The following is a 15,650-nucleotide window of genomic DNA, read 5'->3' as shown; positions in this document are numbered from 1 at the left end:
GCGAGACGGGGGCGGTGTGCACCTCGCCGGTCCGCGGGTCGCTCAGCCGCAGGGCCGCGGGCTGGCCGTGCGGTCCCGGCCCCTGCCGCCTCACCCCGCGGGGGGACGTCCTTCCGTGGCACACCGGGGACGCCGGTCCCGCGCCCGCGGCGCGGCGTGCCAGCATGTGCCAGGAACGTCCCCGGTCAGGGGGGCGCGGACGCCGGGCGGAGGATGCGTGGCCACGATGGGCGCCGCGGTCCCGGACGGTCGGTCCGAGGACGACCCGCTCACCGATCCGCTGCGGATCGCCGCGGCGCGCCGGCTGCTGCTGGAGGTCCGCGGCCCCGCGGCGTTCGACCGGCTCTCGGCGCTGACGGCCCGGGTGCTCGGGGTGGGCCACGTCAAGGTCACGCTCTTCACCGACCACGACGTCGTCGTCGGTGGGTACGGCCTCCCGGCCGGCGTGGTGGGCGGCCCGGCCCTCCTCACCGGGGCGCTCTCCGCCATCACGGTGCGCACCGGCCAGCCGCTGGTCGTCTCCGCCGCCACCGAGGACGCGCGGGTGGCCGACCTGCCCGCCGTCACGTCGGGGCAGGTGCTCTCCTACCTGGGCGCGCCGCTGACCGCCGTCTCGGGTCAGGTGGTGGGCGCGTTGGCGGCCTACGACGCCGAGCCGCGCACCTGGTCCGAGGACGCCGCCGAGCTGCTGGAGCAGCTGGCCGCCTCCGTCGTCGCCGAGCTGGAGCTGTCGGCCGCGCAGTCGGCGGTGGGCACCTCGCGGGCCTGGCTGGAGGTCGCGCTCGAGGCGAGCTCGGTGGGCATCTGGGAGCGCGACCTGCGCACGGGGACCATCCACTGGGACGACCGGTGCGCGGCGCTGTTCGGCCTGGACTCCGCGGTCGAGCTCGACTCGCTCGACGACGTCCTGGTCTCGCACGTGCACCCCGACGACCACGCCGCCATCGCCGAGGCCATGCGGGTCGCCGTGGAGGAGCGCGGTGACTACACCGTCGAGTTCCGGGCGCTGCGCGAGGACGGCGTCACGCGGTGGGTGCTCGCCCGCGGGCGTGTGGTGGCCGACGTGACCGGCGCCCCGGCGCGGGTGCTCGGCACGGCCGTGGACATCACCGAGGCGCGCGGGCAGGCGCAGCGGCGGCTCACCGCGGTGCAGCGGGCCGCTGCGATCGCCGAGGTGGCGGCCGAGCTCGCCAACGCGGCGCGGCTGGACCAGCTCGCCGACATCGCGCTGCGCGGGGCCCAGGTGCTGGGTGCCGAGTCCAGCGCGCTGGCTGTCTTCGACTTCCCGGGCGGCCCGCTGCGGCTGCGCATGACCGGGAACATGGTGGCCGCGGTGGAGGAGAGCGCGCCGGAGGCGGGGGTGCTCGGCGACGGCGTCATCCTCCCCATGGACGACGCGCTGCCGGCCCAGCACGCGGCCCGGCACGGACGCCGGATCCTGCTCGACGACCGCGCCGAGGCGGTGGCCCGCTTCCCGGCGCTGGAGCCGGTCATCGAACTGCTGGGGTTGCACGCGCTGGCGACCATCCCGCTGCGGGTCGAAGGGCGGCTGCTCGGCTCGTTCCTGGTCGTCTGGACCAGCGCGCACACGTTCATCGGGGACGACGTCGAGGTGCTCGAGGCGCTGGCCGCGCAGATCGCGCTGAGCGTGTCGCGGCTGCAGTCCGACGCCGAGCGCGGTGCGGCGGTCGCGGCGATGGCGCAGGCCAACCAGCGGCTGCGGCTGCTCGCGGAGGCCGGGCGGGTGCTGTCGGGGACGCTGGACATCGACCAGCAGATCGGCCGGCTGGCCTCCCTCGTGGTGCCCGAGCTGGCCGACTGGTGCTGGATCGTGGTCACCGACGAGGCCGGCCGGCTGCACGGGGTGGCCAGCGGTCACCGGGACCCGGCGCGGCGCGAGGAGGTCCAGGCCTACGTGCGCGCGATGGTCGCCGAGATGACCGAGGAGGCCGCCGCGCGGCAGGTGACCGCCACCGGCCGCCCCGTCGTGCTGCCGGCCATCGACCGCGACCACGTGGCGCGCGCGCTGCCCGATCCCGTGACGCGGGAGCTCTTCTCCCGGCTGGGGGCCGCGTCCTCCGTCGTGGTGCCGCTGGTCGCGCGCGGGCAGGCGCTCGGCGCGCTGGGGCTGTTCACCGGGGAGCAGCGCGGGCCGCTCGGCGACGCCGAGGTGGACACGGCGGTGGAGATCGGCCGGCGGGCGGGGCTGGCCCTGCACCAGGCCCGGCTGTACGAGCAGCAACGGGATCTGGCCGACGCGCTGCAGCGGAGCATGCTGACCGAGCCGCCGCAGCCGGAGCACTGCGAGATCGTGGTGCGCTACGTGCCGGCCGCCGAGGGCGCCGAGATCGGTGGCGACTGGTACGACGCCTTCCTCCAGCGCGGCGGCACGACGGTGCTGGCGATCGGCGACGTCGTCGGCCACGACACCCGGGCCGCGGCGGCGATGGGTCAGGTCCGCGGTCTGCTGCGGGGGATCAGCTACTCCAGCGGCGGCTCACCGGCCGAGGTGCTCACCGAGCTCGACCGCGCGGTCCAGGGGCTGGCGCTGAACACGATGGCGACGGCGCTGGTCGCCCAGCTGGACCCCGAGCCCGGCGACGAGGCCGGGCGCATGCGGCTGCGCTGGGCCAACGCCGGGCACCCGCCACCGGCGCTGCTCGCCTCGGACAGCAGTGTGGTGCTCCTCGACGGCAAGCAGGCGGACCTGCTGCTGGGCGTCGCGCCGGAGACCGTCCGCGAGGACCACGTCGCCGTCCTGGCCCCCGGCTCGACGGTGCTGCTCTACACGGACGGGCTGGTCGAGCGCCGCGACCGCGACATCGACGCGGGCACCGAGGAGCTGCTGGAGGTCCTCGGCGAGTGCGGCGGGTTGCCCCTCGACGAGCTCTGCGACCGCGTCCTGGAGCGGATGATCCTGCCGGACGCCGAGGACGACGTCGCCGTCCTCGCCGTCCGGCTCGTTCCCGAGGACTGACCCCGCACCGGGTGGATGCGCTGCCGGGCACCCCGGCCGCCGGACCCTCCCGTGCAGGGCCCCGGCCCGAGCGTGCGAGGGCCGGGGGGCACGGGGGTCCTCTTACTGGCCCGGCGGGACCTCGACGGCGGTCGCGGTGCCCTGGGGGGTGCTCGCGCCGGTCTGGGCCCGCAGCTCGGCGTCGCGGGCGGCCATCGCCTCCTGCCGGCCCGGCTCCTCCTCCAGGATCGCGGCGGCCTTCCAGCCGTCGGGGATCGCGAAGGCGTCGACCAGCGTGGTGATGTGCGGCCGCAGGGCCTTGAGCAGGCCGTTCACCGTCGCGGTCAGCGTCTTGCCCCGCGACGGGGTGAGCTGCCCGTGCTCGAGGAACCAGGCCTTGTCCTTCTCGATGGTGGACAGGGCGTACAGGTCGCAGACGGTGTCGAGCAGCGCCTTCGCGGCGGGGTCGGTGGTGCGGTCGACGGCGTCGACGAACGCCTCGAGGACGACCCGGTCGATGTGCGTCTGCGCCGTCTTCAGGACGTGGTCCTGGACGTCGTTGAACATGTCGAACGGGGCCATGCCCTCGATCGTCGAGTTCCTCCGCAGGCGGCGGATCGCGCCCTCGAGGGCGTGCTTCTCGCGGAACTCGAACATCTTGAGCTGCCAGCCGCGGTCGAGCATCGGCACCTCGTCGTCCCGGCCGGGGACGGCGTCGACGAGCCGCTGGATCAGCGCCCGCGCCGCCGTCCGCTCCAGGACGGTCTCGCGGACCATGTCGGCGACGAAGCCGATCCGGCCCCAGCCGTCGAGCGAGCCGAACGTGTCGCGGTAGCCGGTGAGCAGGCCCTTCGCCACCAGCTGCAGCAGGACGGTGTTGTCGCCCTCGAAGGTGGTGAAGACGTCGGTGTCGGCCTTGAGGTGGGGGAGCCGGTTCTCCTGCAGGTAGCCCGCGCCGCCGCACGCCTCACGGCACATCTGGATGGTGCGGGTGGCGTGCCAGGTCTGGGCCACCTTGAGGCCGGCGGCGCGGGACTCGAGCTCCCGCTGGGCGTGCTCGTCGACCTCCTGGCCGTGCTCGTGCACCGCCGTCTGGAGGTCGTGCATGGTGCTGACCAGCTCGCTCTGGGCGAAGTGCAGCGCGTAGGTCCTCGCCAGCGCCGGCAGCAGCTTGCGCTGGTGCACGAGGTAGTCGTTGATGACGATCTCGCGCTCCTCGCCGGGAGCGGCGAACTGGCGACGGCTGTTGCCGTAGCGGACGGCGATGTCGAGCGCCAGCTTGGTGGCCGACGCCGCCGAGCCGCCGACGCTGACCCGGCCCCGCACGAGGGTGCCCAGCATGGTGAAGAAGCGCCGGGTCTCGTTCTCGATGCTCGAGGTGTAGCTGCCGTCCGCGGCGACCTGGCCGTAGCGGTCGAGCAGCATGTCCCGCGGCACGGCCACGTGGTCGAAGGTGAGCCGGCCGTTGTCGACGCCGAGCAGCCCGGCCTTGGGGCCGTCGTCGCCGATGGTGACGCCAGGCATCGGGTTGCCGTCCTCGTCCCGGATCGGCACCAGCCAGGCGTGCACCCCGTGGTTCCTCCCCTGGCTGACCAGTTGCGCGAAGACCACCGCCATCCGGCCGTCCCTCGCCGCGTTGCCGATGTAGTCCTTGCGCGCCGCCTCGTGCGGGGTGTGCAGGTCGAACGTCTGCGTCGCGGGGTCGTAGGTGCACGTGGTCCGCAGCTGCTGGACGTCGGAGCCGTGCCCGGTCTCGGTCATCGCGAAGCAGCCGGGCAGGTCGAAGCTCATGATGTCGCGCAGGTAGGTCTCGTGGTGCCGGCGCGTGCCGAGCAGCTGCACCGCCCCGCCGAACAGGCCCCACTGGACGCCGGCCTTGACCATGAGCGAGAGGTCGACGAAGGCCAGCATCTCGATGGAGACGACCGAGCCGCCGGCGTCGGCCTCGCCGCCGAACTCCTTGGGGAAGCCGAGGGTGACCCGGCCGGACTCTGCGAGCTTCGCCGCCATGCGGGTCACCCGCTCCCGCGCCTCGGCCATCGACTCGCCGTAGACCGGGAGCATCTCCGGGTCGTGCAGGTTCTCGCGGGCGTCGCGGCGCACGTGCGCCCAGCGGCCGTCGAGCGCCTCCTGGAGGCGGGCCGGGTCGACCGTGGGGGGCAGGGTGCTCGTCACAGGTCCTCCTTGCGGGGTTCGGGGGTCGCGACGCCGGAGAGTCCGGCCCAGGCGAGTTCGGTGAGGTGGGCGGCCAGGTCGCGACGCGGCATGGGGCGGCCGGCGCGCAGCCACCAGTCGGCGGCGGCGCGGACCAGGCCGACGACGGCGTGGCCCCAGGGCGCGGCGGCGACCGGGTCGCGGCCGGCCCGTTCGAGCGCCGGGGCCAGGATCGCGGCCGCCTGGTCACCGACGAGGTCGGAGAGGCCGGTGATCGGGTCGTCGGCGTCGGCCGGGCCGGTCGGGCCGTGGACGACGAAGCGGTACAGCTCCGGATCGGCCTCGAGGAACGCCAGGTAGGCCTCGACGGCGGCGCCGAGCATGTCGCGCGGCTGGTCGGAGCTGCCCATCGCGGCGCGCAGCGTCGGCACCAGCTGCTCGGCGACCCGGGTGCAGACGGCGACGTGCAGGTCGCTGCGGTCGGCGAAGTGCCGGTAGACGACGGTCTTGCTGGTGCCGGCCACGGCCGCGATCTCGTCCATGCCCACGCCGGCGCCGTGCCGGCCGACCGCGACGACCGCCGCGTCGACCAGCGCGGCCCGGCGGGCGCGGCGGTGCTCGTCCCACCGGGAGTCGCGCCGGTCGCGCGGGGCGGCCGCACGGGCGGCGGCCGCCCCCGCCCGGTGCTCGGCGCGCCCCTGGGTGTCCCCGCCGGCCCGCCGCCGGCGGCCGGCCGGGGCCTCCGGCTGCGACGACGGGTCCATCGCCTCGAGTTTCACGGCACCGACGGTACCGGGTACTGTCGGTACCGGCCACCCATCCCCCACCACGGAGGTCCCCATGGCTGAGAACGCGAAGCCCGCCACCCGCCGGGCGGCGATCGTCGGCGGCAACCGGATCCCGTTCGCGCGGTCCAACACCGCCTACGCCCAGGCGTCCAACCAGGACATGCTCACCGCGACCCTCGACGGGCTCGTCGCCCGCTTCGGGTTGCAGGGCGAGTCGGTGGGCGAGGTCGTCGCCGGCGCCGTCCTCAAGCACGCGCGCGACTTCAACCTCACCCGCGAGGCGGTGCTCGGCTCGAAGCTGTCGCCCACCACGCCGGCCTACGACGTCCAGCAGGCCTGCGGCACCGGGCTGGAGGCCGCGATCCTCGTCGCCAACAAGATCGCGCTGGGCCAGATCGAGTCCGGGATCGCCGGCGGGGTGGACACCACCTCCGACGCGCCGCTGGCCGTGGGGGAGGACCTCCGCCGCGTGCTCATCTCGCTCAACAGCGCGAAGACGGTGCAGGACCGGCTGAAGGCCCTCGCACGGATCCGCCCGGGCATGCTGGCGCCCGAGATCCCGCGCAACGCCGAGCCGCGCACCGGCCTGGCCATGGGCGACCACGCCGCGATCACCGCGGAGGAGTGGGAGATCGGGCGCGAGGAGCAGGACGAGCTCGCCGCCCGTTCCCACCGGAGCATGGCTGCCGCCTACGAGCGCGGCTTCTTCGACGACCTGGTGACGCCGTTCCTCGGCCTCGCCCGCGACAACAACCTGCGCCCCGACTCGAGCGTCGAGAAGCTGGCGAAGCTGACGCCGGTCTTCGGCAAGGGCGAGCGCGCCACGATGACCGCGGGCAACTCGACGCCGCTCACCGACGGGGCCTCGGCCGTGCTGCTGGCCTCCGACGAGTGGGCGCGGGCCAAGGGGCTGCCGGTGCTGGCCCACCTCGTCGATGCGCAGACCGCCGCCGTCGACTACGTGCACGGCGGCGAGGGCCTGCTCATGGCCCCGGTCTACGCCGTGCCGGTGATGCTGGCCCGCAACGGCCTGACCCTGCAGGACTTCGACTTCTACGAGATCCACGAGGCGTTCGCGTCCACCGTGCTCGCGACGATGAAGGCCTGGGAGGACCCCGCGTTCTGCAAGGACAAGCTGGGCCTCGACGCGCCGCTGGGACCGATCGACCGGGCGAAGCTGAACGTCAACGGCTCGTCGTTGGCCGCCGGGCACCCGTTCGCCGCGACCGGCGGCCGGATCGTGGCGAGCCTGGCCAAGATGCTGCACGAGGCGGGCCCGGGCAAGCGCGGCCTGATCTCCATCTGCGCCGCCGGCGGTCAGGGCGTCGTCGCGATCCTCGAGTCCTGACCCACACACCTCCGGTGGGGAACCGGACGGCCTCCGGCCGCACCCCACCCGCACACCTCCGGAAGAAGAGAGCTCTCAGTGGCTGACTGGTACACGAACTTCGCCAACTCCGGCTTCGGCACCACCCTCACCAAGCAACTGGGCCTGCCGCGCCCGGTCGAGCTCCGCCGCTACGAGCCCGGGGAGCCCCTGCTCCCGGGCCCGGTGGTGGTCGGCTCGGCCGGCGCGGGCCGGCTGGGCGAGACCGTGACCGCCGTCCTCCGGGACGCCGGGGTGACCGTGCAGTCGCCGGTGACCGCCGACGGGGCGGCCGACGGCGAGAAGCTCGGCGCGGTGGTCCTCGACGCCACGGGGCTGGCCTCGCCGGGCGACCTGGCCGGCGCGCGCGACGTCCTGGCCCCGGTGATCAAGCGGCTGCGGGCCTCCGGGCGGGTGCTGGTCCTCGCCGACCCGCCGGCGGATGCCGCCACCCCGGCGCAGGCGGCGGCACGCCAGGCCGTGGACGGACTGGTCCGGTCCATCGGCAAGGAGCTGCTCAACGGCTCGACGGCGAACGCGCTCGTCGTGCCCGACGGCGCCGAGGGCTCGCTCGCCGCGCCGCTCCGCTTCTTCCTCTCCGGCCGTTCCGCCTACGTCGACGGCCAGCTGCTCACCCTCTCGGCGGCGGACGTCCCGGCGAACCCCGACGAGGAGCGGCCGCTGGCCGGCAAGGTCGCCGTCGTCACCGGTGCGGCGCGCGGCATCGGCGCCGCCATCGCGAAGGTCATGGCCCGCGACGGCGCGCACGTGGTCGCCGTCGACGTCCCCGCCGCCGGGGACGCCCTGGCCCGGGTGGCCAACGAGATCGGGGGGACGTCGCTGCAGCTCGACATCACCGCCGCGGACGCCGCGCAGCGGCTCGTCGAGCACCTGCGGGAGCGGCACGGGGGCGTGGACGTCGTCGTCCACAACGCCGGCATCACCCGCGACAAGCTGCTGGTGAACATGGACGCCGCCCGCTGGGACACCGTCATGGCGGTCAACCTGCAGGCGCAGCTGGACCTCACGCAGGCGCTGCTGGACGCCGACGGCGTGCTGAGGCCGGGCGCCCGCGTCGTCTGCGTCTCCTCGCAGTCGGGCATCGCCGGCAACCGCGGCCAGACCAACTACGCGGCGAGCAAGGCCGGCGTCCTCGGCATGGTGCGGGCCTGGGCGCCTGAGTTCGCCGGCCGGGCCGCCACGATCAACGCCGTCGCGCCGGGCTTCATCGTCACCGAGATGACGGCGAAGATGCCCTTCGGCACCCGGGAGATCGGGTCGCGGATCAACTCGCTGCAGCAGGGCGGGCTGCCGGTCGACGTCGCCGAGACGATCGCCTGGCTGGCGCAGCCGGCCAGCGCCGGGGTCAACGGCCAGACCGTGCGGGTCTGCGGCCAGTCGCTGCTGGGGGCCTGATGGCCGAGTCCTCCGCTGCACGCACCGTCCTGGACGGGCCGCCGAACATGGCGGCGCTCTTCGCCCGGGCCGCGCTCACCGCGCGCGGCCGGGGCGGGGACCTGCCCGACACCCGCGTCGCGCGCACCGGCGTGACCGTGGACCCGGCCGACCTCGCCGCGTACGCGCGGGTCTGCGGCTTCCCGCTCGCCGACACGCTGCCGGCGACCTACCCGCACGTGCTGACCTTCCCGCTGCAGCTGGCGCTGATGAGCGACCGCGCGTTCCCGCTCGCCCTGCCCGGGCTGGTGCACGTGCGCAACCGCATCGACCTGCTGCGCCCGATCGCCACGACCGGGGCGCTCGACCTCGAGGTGTGGGCGGAGCGGTTCGCGCGGCACCGGAGCGGGGTGACCGTCGACCTCTGCGCGTCGGTGCGCGCCGGCGGCGCCGAGGTCTGGCGCTCCCGGTCGACGTACCTGGCGCGCGGGGCGGCCGCACCCGACGGCGCGCCGGAATCCGATGTGACGGTGACGGTGGGCAGCCTGGAGCGGGCGGTCGCCACCTGGCGGGTCCCCGACGACGCCGGTCGCCGCTACGCCAAGGTCTCCGGTGACGTGAACCCGATCCACCTCTCGGGGCTGTCCGCCAAGGCGTTCGGCTTCAAGCGGGCGATCGCGCACGGCATGTGGGTCAAGGCCCGCGTGCTGGCGGCGCTGGAGAACCGGCTGCCCGACGCGTTCACGGTCGACGTCGCCTTCCGCAAGCCGCTGTTCCTGCCCTCCACGGTCACGCTCGCCACGGAGCAGGCCCAGGGTGGCTGGGACGCCGCCGTCCGCAACGCGGCGAGCGGCACCGAGCACCTCGTCGCCACCATCCGCCCCCTGTGACCTGAGCGCACCCCCTCGTTGATCATCGGCGTCTGGTCGGCCGACACGCCGCTGGGCGCAGCCGGATGCCGATGATCAACGCGACGGACCGAATCGAGGAGCTCCGCATGGCCGTGTCGTTCGACCTCACCGAGGACCAGCTCGAGCTGCAGAAGTGGGTGCACGAGTTCGCTGCGGACGTCGTCCGCCCGGCCGCGCACGAGTACGACGAGCGGGAGGACTTCCCGTGGGAGGTCCTGCAGGAGGCCGCGAAGATCGGCCTGTATTCGCTGGACTTCTTCGCCACCCAGTGGTTCGACGAGTCCGGTCTCGGCATCCCGCTCACCATGGAGGAGCTCTTCTGGGGCGACGCCGGGATCGGGCTGGCGATCGTGGGGACGACGCTCGCCGCCGCCTCCGTGCGGGCCAACGGCACCGACGAGCAGGTCGGGCAGTGGATCCCCGCGATGTTCGGGACCGAGAGCGAGCCGAAGGTGGCCGCCTTCTGCTCCAGCGAGCCCAACGCCGGCTCCGACGTCGGGGCCATGCGTACCCGGGCCGTCTACGACGAGGCGACCGACGAGTGGGTGCTCACCGGCACCAAGACCTGGGCCACCAACGGCGGGATCGCCGACATCCACGTGGTCACCGCCGTGGTCGACCCGGAGCTGAAGGCGCGCGGGCACGCGAGCTTCGTCGTCCCGCCGGGCACGAAGGGCATCAGCCAGGGCCAGAAGTTCCTCAAGCACGGCATCCGCGCCTCGCACACCGCCGAGGTGGTGCTGGACGGCTGCCGCGTGCCCGGTGACTGCCTGCTCGGCGGGCGGGAGAAGCTCGAGGAGCGGCTGGCCCGCGCGCGCGAGGGCGTGCGGAGCGGGCGCACCCAGCCCTCGATGGCGACCTTCGAGCGCACCCGCCCCGCGGTCGGCGCCCAGGCGGTCGGGGTGGCGCGGGCCGCCTACGACTACGCGCTGGACTACGCCAAGCAGCGGGTGCAGTTCGGCCGGCCGATCATCGAGAACCAGGCGATCGCCTTCATGCTCGCCGACATGAAGACCTCGATCGACGCGGCCCGCCTGCTGGTGTGGCGCGCGGCGTGGATGGCCCGCAACGGCCAGCAGTTCACTGCCGCCGAGGGCTCGATGTCGAAGCTGGTGGCAGGGGAGACGGCCGTGCGCGTGACGGAGAAGGCCATGCAGATCCTCGGCGGCAACGGCTACACCCGCGAATACCCCGTCGAGCGGATGGCGCGCGACGCGAAGATCTACACGATCTTCGAGGGCACCTCGGAGATCCAGCGCCTGGTCATCGCCCGCGCCATCTCCGGCGTGCAGCTCCGCTGACGGAGAGCCGACCGGGCAGCTGTGTCGTGGTGTCGCGCTCTGCCCACGTGGGCGGGGCAGAGCGCGACCGTCGTCCGGGTGTGGTGACGCGGCCCGTGCCCGGCGCGTCGCATCACGCTGAGCAGCGGTTCCGTCACTTAGCATCGGCCCGACGCGCCTTCGAGGGGCGCCGCAGCCGAACGACCGGGGGCACGGTATGGCGGACCCGGACCGGGGACGGCGCGAGGACGACACCCGTCCGGCGCTGCGGTGGGACGCCGGCGCCGACCCGGACGTCCTGCCGCTGACCGCCCGCCCGCCGGTGCCGCCGGTGGCCGGCCCGCGGCACGACGCGATCCCCGCACCCGACGGCGGCCCGGTCGGCACCGTGGCCGGGGCGCGCCCGGCCGAGCGCCCGTGGGACGACGGGCCGTGGGACGAGCACTGGGACGAGCTCACCGCGGACGACGGCACCTGGGACGACCCCTCCTCGGACGGCCGGTCCTGGCACGGCGCCTCCTGGCAGGACGAGGACGGCGAGGAGCAGGCCACCCCGCCCCGGCGCCGAGAGCCGCGGTGGCAGGTGGTGTCCCGCGGGATCGGCGAGCTGATGGTCACCGCCGGCCTGGTGCTGCTGCTCTTCGTCGTCTACGAGGTCTACGTCACCGACCTGCTCGCCGAGCGGCGCCAGGACCAGCTGAGCGCCGAGCTGGAGGAGGAGTGGCGGAACGCCCCCACCGAGGCGGGCCTCGTCCAGGTCGAGATCGGCGACGCGTTCGGGGTCCTGCGCATCCCGCGGCTGGGCGAGGACTACGCCCGCGTGGTCCTGGAGGGCACCACCGAGGGCGAGCTCTCGCAGGGGCCCGGCCACTACGTCGGCACCGCGATGCCGGGGCAGCCCGGGAACGTCGCGCTCGCCGGCCACCGGGTGGGCAAGGGCTCGCCCTTCCTCGAGCTCGACGCGCTCGCCCCCGGCGATCCGATCGTCGTCGAGACCGTGGACACCTGGTTCGTCTACCGCGTACTGGGCGACCCGGCGACCGGCGATCTCGAGGCCGACCCGACCGGCATCCCCGGCCGGCACGTGGTCTCCCCCTCCGACGTGTCGGTGATCGCCCCGACACCGACCGCCGACCCGGCGGTCGGCCCGACCGGCGCCTACCTCACGCTCACCACCTGCCACCCGCGCTTCTCCGCGCGGGAGCGGCTGATCATCCACGCGCGGCTGGACGGCGCGGGCATTCCCAAGTCGGAGATGCCCGATGGCCCGCCGGCGCTGCGCGAGGGCTGATCCGGACACCGGAGGACCGCATGTACGGCTGGATCTGGCGGCACCTGCCCGGCGGCACGGGCCTGAGGGCGGCGCAGTCGCTCGTCCTCGCGCTCGCCGTCTGCGCCCTGCTGCTCTTCGTCGTCTTCCCGTGGGTGGAGCCGCAGCTCCCCTGGAACGACGTCACCGTCGACGGCTGATCGCTACCGGTCCAGAACGGCCAGCACGGCGTCGAGCACCCGGTCGGGGCCCCAGCGGACGACGTCGTCGGTGACCAGCCCGGTCTCTCCCGCGGCGGCGTCCACGGCACGCCGCGCGGCGACGTCGTCGAGCCCGGCGGTGTTCACGGCGACCGCGGCGACCCGCGCCGGGCGCACCCAGCCGGCGGCCTGCTCGTAGCCGCGCACGATCTCGGCGAGCGGGGGCAGCGCCGTGCCCGGGTAGTCGGCGATCGCGGTGCGCCCCGCCCGGTGGCACAGCACCAGCGCGTCCGCCGACGACCCGTGCAGCAGGCCGAGGGTCACGCCCGAGTAGGCCGGGTGGTAGATCGAGCCCTGCCCCTCCAGCCACAGCAGGTCACCCCGTCCGGCGCCCTCCCGCACCAGCCGGTCGGCGGCGCCGGCGGTGAAGTCGGAGATCACGTGGTCGACGGCCATGCCCCAGCCGGAGATCGCGACGCCGGTCTGCCCGGTGGCCACGAAGACCGAGCGCAGCCCCCGGTCCCGCGCGGCCCGGTCCAGCTCCAGGACGACGCTCATCTTCCCGATCGCGCAATCCGAGCCGACGGTGTGCACCACCCGGGCGCCGACCGGCCCGGTGAGCGGGACGCCGAGGTCGTCGGGGACCGCGCGCAGGTCGCGGATCGAGACCCCGGCCGCCCGGGCGGCGGCCGCCAGCTCCGGATCGGCGCCCAGGTCGGTGTGCAGCCCGGCCTCGACGTGCAGGCCGAGCCGGAGGGCGGTCAGCAGCGTCTCCCGCCAGGCGGCCGTCAGCCGGCCGCCGAGCGGTGCGACCCCGAGCAGCACCGTCGTCGCGCCGAGCTCCCGGGCGGCCGCGACGTCGGCGACCACGGGGGCGGGGGAGGCGCAGAAGGGGACGACGTCGACCGCCCGCCGCCCGGCGTGCGCGGGGTCGATCACGCAGACCACCTCGCGGGTGCCGTAGCGGAGCACCCCGTGCGCGGTCTTGGCGTAGGACTCCGACAGCTGCCCGCCGGTCAGGACGGCCAGCCGCTCCCCGCTCACGCCGCCTCCCCGGCCGGCTCGAGCCCGAGGCCGGGTGCGTCGGGCAGCACGACCCGCCCGGCCTCGAGCCCCAGACCCGTGAAGGGCTCGTCCGAGACGAGCAGGTGGGCGTCGAGGTCCACCAGGTCGGCCAGCGGGCCGAGCTGCGCCGCCTGGGCGATGCCGAGCTGCGACTCGATCATGCAGCCGAGCATCACCCGGAGGTCCAGCGCCGCGGCCGCCGCCAGCATCCGCTGCGCCTCGCGGATGCCCCCGCACTTGGCCAGCTTCACCACGATGCCGTCCGCGTAGCCGGCGACGGCGGGCACCGAGGCGAGGTCCTTGCAGCCCTCGTCGACGAACACCGGCAGCCGGTCGGGGAGCTCCCGGTAGCGGGCGAAGGAGTCCAGGTCGCCGGCGGGGAAGGGCTGCTCGACCATCTCGACGCCCAGCTCGCGCAGCCGCGGCAGCAGCTCGCGGGCCTGGTCGAACGTCCAGCCCTCGTTGCCGTCGATCCGCAGCCGGGCGTCGGTGACCGAGCGGATCGCCGCCAGCCGTTCCAGGTCGCCCGGCCCGCCCACCTTCACCTTGTAGACGGCGAACCCCGGGGCGCGCCGCACACGGGCGACCGTCTCCTCCACCGACGCGATGCCGATCGTGAAGCTGGTGGGCGGGAGGACCCCGTCCAGCCCCAGCAGCCGCCAGACCGGCTGCCCGTAGCGACGGCCCAGCCAGTCGTGCACCGCGCCGTCGAGAGCCATCTTCGCGCCCTGCGGGCCGTCCCAGGCCCGCAGCCGGCGGGCGATGCACTCGACGTCGCGGAGGTCCCCGTCCAGGAGCGCGGGCCCGTCCGCGGCGACGGCGTCGGCCATCGCGGCCACCGACTCCCCCCAGTAGGCGACCGGCGCGCCCTCGCCGTAACCGCGGACGCCCCCCTCGTCGACCCGGACGACGAGCACCTCCTCGGTGTCCACGGAGGAGCGGGCGATCGTGAAGGTGTCGCGCAGGTGCAGCGTCAGGGGGCGGCAGGTGAGCTCCACCCGGGCAGTCTCGTGGCCGGGGCGGCCCGCGGCTACCGGTTGCGCCCGAGGGCGTCGTGGCTGGTGACCCAGTCACCGGCCAGGATCGCGGAGGTGAGCGAGATGTCGCCGGCCAGCACCACCCCGGCGCAGATCTCGGCGAACTTCTGCACCTTGTCCTTGCCGTAGCAGCCGAGCACCTCCAGGCACTCGCGCTGGGTGGGCAGCCCCGTGCCCCCGCCGTACGTGGCGACGATGAGCGAGGTCAGCGTGGTCGACCAGTAGTAGTCGCCGTTCTCCAGCAGCTGGGTGTAGGTGACCCCGGAGTGCGACTCTGCGACGTTGGCGGCGTCCTGCCCGGTGGCGATGAACATGGCGGTCAGCCCGTTCGCGGCGTGCGCGCCGTTGTAGGCCGCCCCGGACATGAAGGCGCCGGCCATGCCGATCTGCCGGTACTCGAACAGCTGCCGGGTGCCGACGCCGGTGAGCCGCCGCAGCACCTCGTCGGGGATCGTCACCTCGGCGACGACGCGCTTGCCCCGCGTCATCAGCATGTTGATCTGCGAGTGCTTCTTGTCGGTGTCGATCGCGCCGGAGAGGACGTAGCGCGGGTGGTCGGGGTGGTTCTCGCGGATCCACTCGCAGGCGGCCAGCGTCGCCTTGCCGGTCATGTTCTGGCCGGCGGCGTCGCCGGTCGTGTAGTTGACCCGCAGGTACCGCAGCGGGCCGATCTGGTGCTGGCCGATGTAGGTCAGCTTCCCCGAGCGGGTCGTGGCCTCGGCCGCCGCCCTGATGCCGTCGACGTGCTCGTCCACCCAGCGGCCGAACTCCCGCGCCGCCAGGGCGTCCTCGAGCATGAAGGCGGGCGCGCGCTGCATGTGGTCGTCCACGACGGTGGTCCGCGCGCCGCCGCACTCGGCGATCAGCCGCATCCCGCGGTTGTAGCTGGCCACCAGCGTGCCCTCCGTCGTGGCCATCGGCACGAAGAAGTCGCCCCGGGCGTGCTCGCCCCGCAGCGTCAGCGGCCCGGCGAGGCCCAGGGGCACCTGGGCGACGCCGGTGAAGTTCTCGACGTTGCCGGGCAGCACGGCGGGGTCGATGGAGTACCGGCCGACGTGGTCGAGCCCGGCGCCGGTCTGCTCGGCGACGAAGGCCTGCCGCTTGTGCGCCATCTCGTCGGTGTAGTCGTGCTCCCGGTCGCGGGGGATGCGGGCGCGGTGCGGAGGACGGGCGTCGGTCATGGGGCACCTCGACGGGACGACGGTGTGACGCCTCGATTGTGAGGTGG

The 15,650-nt window shown here is 74.6% G+C and carries 12 protein-coding genes; 7 read left to right on the top strand and 5 right to left on the bottom strand.

Going from position 1 to position 15,650, the window contains the following annotated elements:
• Positions 1 to 226: 226 nt before the first annotated feature.
• Positions 227 to 2,977, top strand: coding sequence for a SpoIIE family protein phosphatase (locus ACI792_RS00135; RefSeq protein WP_456601165.1), 2,751 nt, complete (start codon positions 227 to 229; stop codon positions 2,975 to 2,977).
• Positions 2,978 to 3,079: 102 nt separating this feature from the next.
• Here the strand turns inward: ACI792_RS00135 and ACI792_RS00130 are convergent, their stop codons facing one another.
• Together ACI792_RS00130 and ACI792_RS00125 are read right to left on the bottom strand one after the other, a co-directional pair.
• A complete protein-coding gene (locus ACI792_RS00130; RefSeq protein ID WP_456600777.1) occupies positions 3,080 to 5,131 on the bottom strand; it encodes an acyl-CoA dehydrogenase family protein in 2,052 nt (683 codons plus the stop codon).
• Entirely contained in the window at positions 5,128 to 5,889 is a 762-nt protein-coding gene (locus ACI792_RS00125; protein WP_456600776.1) for a TetR family transcriptional regulator, read from the bottom strand. The genes ACI792_RS00130 and ACI792_RS00125 overlap by 4 nt, the downstream gene beginning before the upstream one ends.
• A 61-nt stretch (positions 5,890 to 5,950) precedes the next feature.
• Between ACI792_RS00125 and ACI792_RS00120 the strand changes: the two genes are divergently transcribed.
• The 6 genes from ACI792_RS00120 (at position 5,951) to ACI792_RS00095 (ending at position 12,320) form a co-directional block, all read left to right on the top strand.
• Positions 5,951 to 7,246, top strand: coding sequence for an acetyl-CoA C-acetyltransferase (locus ACI792_RS00120; protein WP_456582445.1), 1,296 nt, complete (start codon positions 5,951 to 5,953; stop codon positions 7,244 to 7,246).
• Positions 7,247 to 7,324: 78 nt separating this feature from the next.
• A complete protein-coding gene (locus ACI792_RS00115) occupies positions 7,325 to 8,680 on the top strand; it encodes a 3-oxoacyl-ACP reductase (RefSeq protein ID WP_456600775.1) in 1,356 nt (451 codons plus the stop codon).
• Positions 8,680 to 9,549, top strand: coding sequence for a MaoC family dehydratase (locus ACI792_RS00110; RefSeq protein ID WP_456600774.1), 870 nt, complete (start codon positions 8,680 to 8,682; stop codon positions 9,547 to 9,549). Before ACI792_RS00115 ends, ACI792_RS00110 begins: the two co-directional genes overlap by 1 nt.
• 107 nt (positions 9,550 to 9,656) lie before the next feature.
• A complete protein-coding gene (locus tag ACI792_RS00105; protein WP_456600773.1) occupies positions 9,657 to 10,871 on the top strand; it encodes an acyl-CoA dehydrogenase family protein in 1,215 nt (404 codons plus the stop codon).
• Positions 10,872 to 11,067: 196 nt separating this feature from the next.
• On the top strand, positions 11,068 to 12,141 hold the full coding sequence (locus ACI792_RS00100) for a class E sortase (RefSeq protein WP_456600772.1): 1,074 nt from the start codon (positions 11,068 to 11,070) through the stop codon (positions 12,139 to 12,141).
• Between the two features lie 20 nt (positions 12,142 to 12,161).
• Positions 12,162 to 12,320, top strand: a complete 159-nt coding sequence (locus tag ACI792_RS00095; protein WP_456600771.1) for a hypothetical protein — start codon at positions 12,162 to 12,164, stop codon at positions 12,318 to 12,320.
• Between the two features lie 3 nt (positions 12,321 to 12,323).
• Here the strand turns inward: ACI792_RS00095 and ACI792_RS00090 are convergent, their stop codons facing one another.
• The 3 genes from ACI792_RS00090 to ACI792_RS00080 are packed head-to-tail and all read right to left on the bottom strand — an operon-like array spanning position 12,324 to position 15,603.
• Positions 12,324 to 13,364, bottom strand: coding sequence for a DUF1611 domain-containing protein (locus ACI792_RS00090; RefSeq protein WP_456600770.1), 1,041 nt, complete (start codon positions 13,362 to 13,364; stop codon positions 12,324 to 12,326).
• On the bottom strand, positions 13,361 to 14,383 hold the full coding sequence (locus ACI792_RS00085; protein ID WP_456600769.1) for a dipeptide epimerase: 1,023 nt from the start codon (positions 14,381 to 14,383) through the stop codon (positions 13,361 to 13,363). Before ACI792_RS00085 ends, ACI792_RS00090 begins: the two co-directional genes overlap by 4 nt.
• Positions 14,384 to 14,415: 32 nt before the next feature.
• Complete coding sequence (locus ACI792_RS00080) at positions 14,416 to 15,603, bottom strand: hydroxymethylglutaryl-CoA reductase (protein ID WP_456600768.1); 1,188 nt, start codon at positions 15,601 to 15,603, stop codon at positions 14,416 to 14,418.
• Positions 15,604 to 15,650: the final 47 nt, after the last annotated feature.

This window comes from Blastococcus sp. SYSU DS0669, from assembly GCF_054050895.1.
Note: the sequence above shows the minus strand (reverse complement) of the source record. Positions and strands in the feature narration are given on the sequence as shown.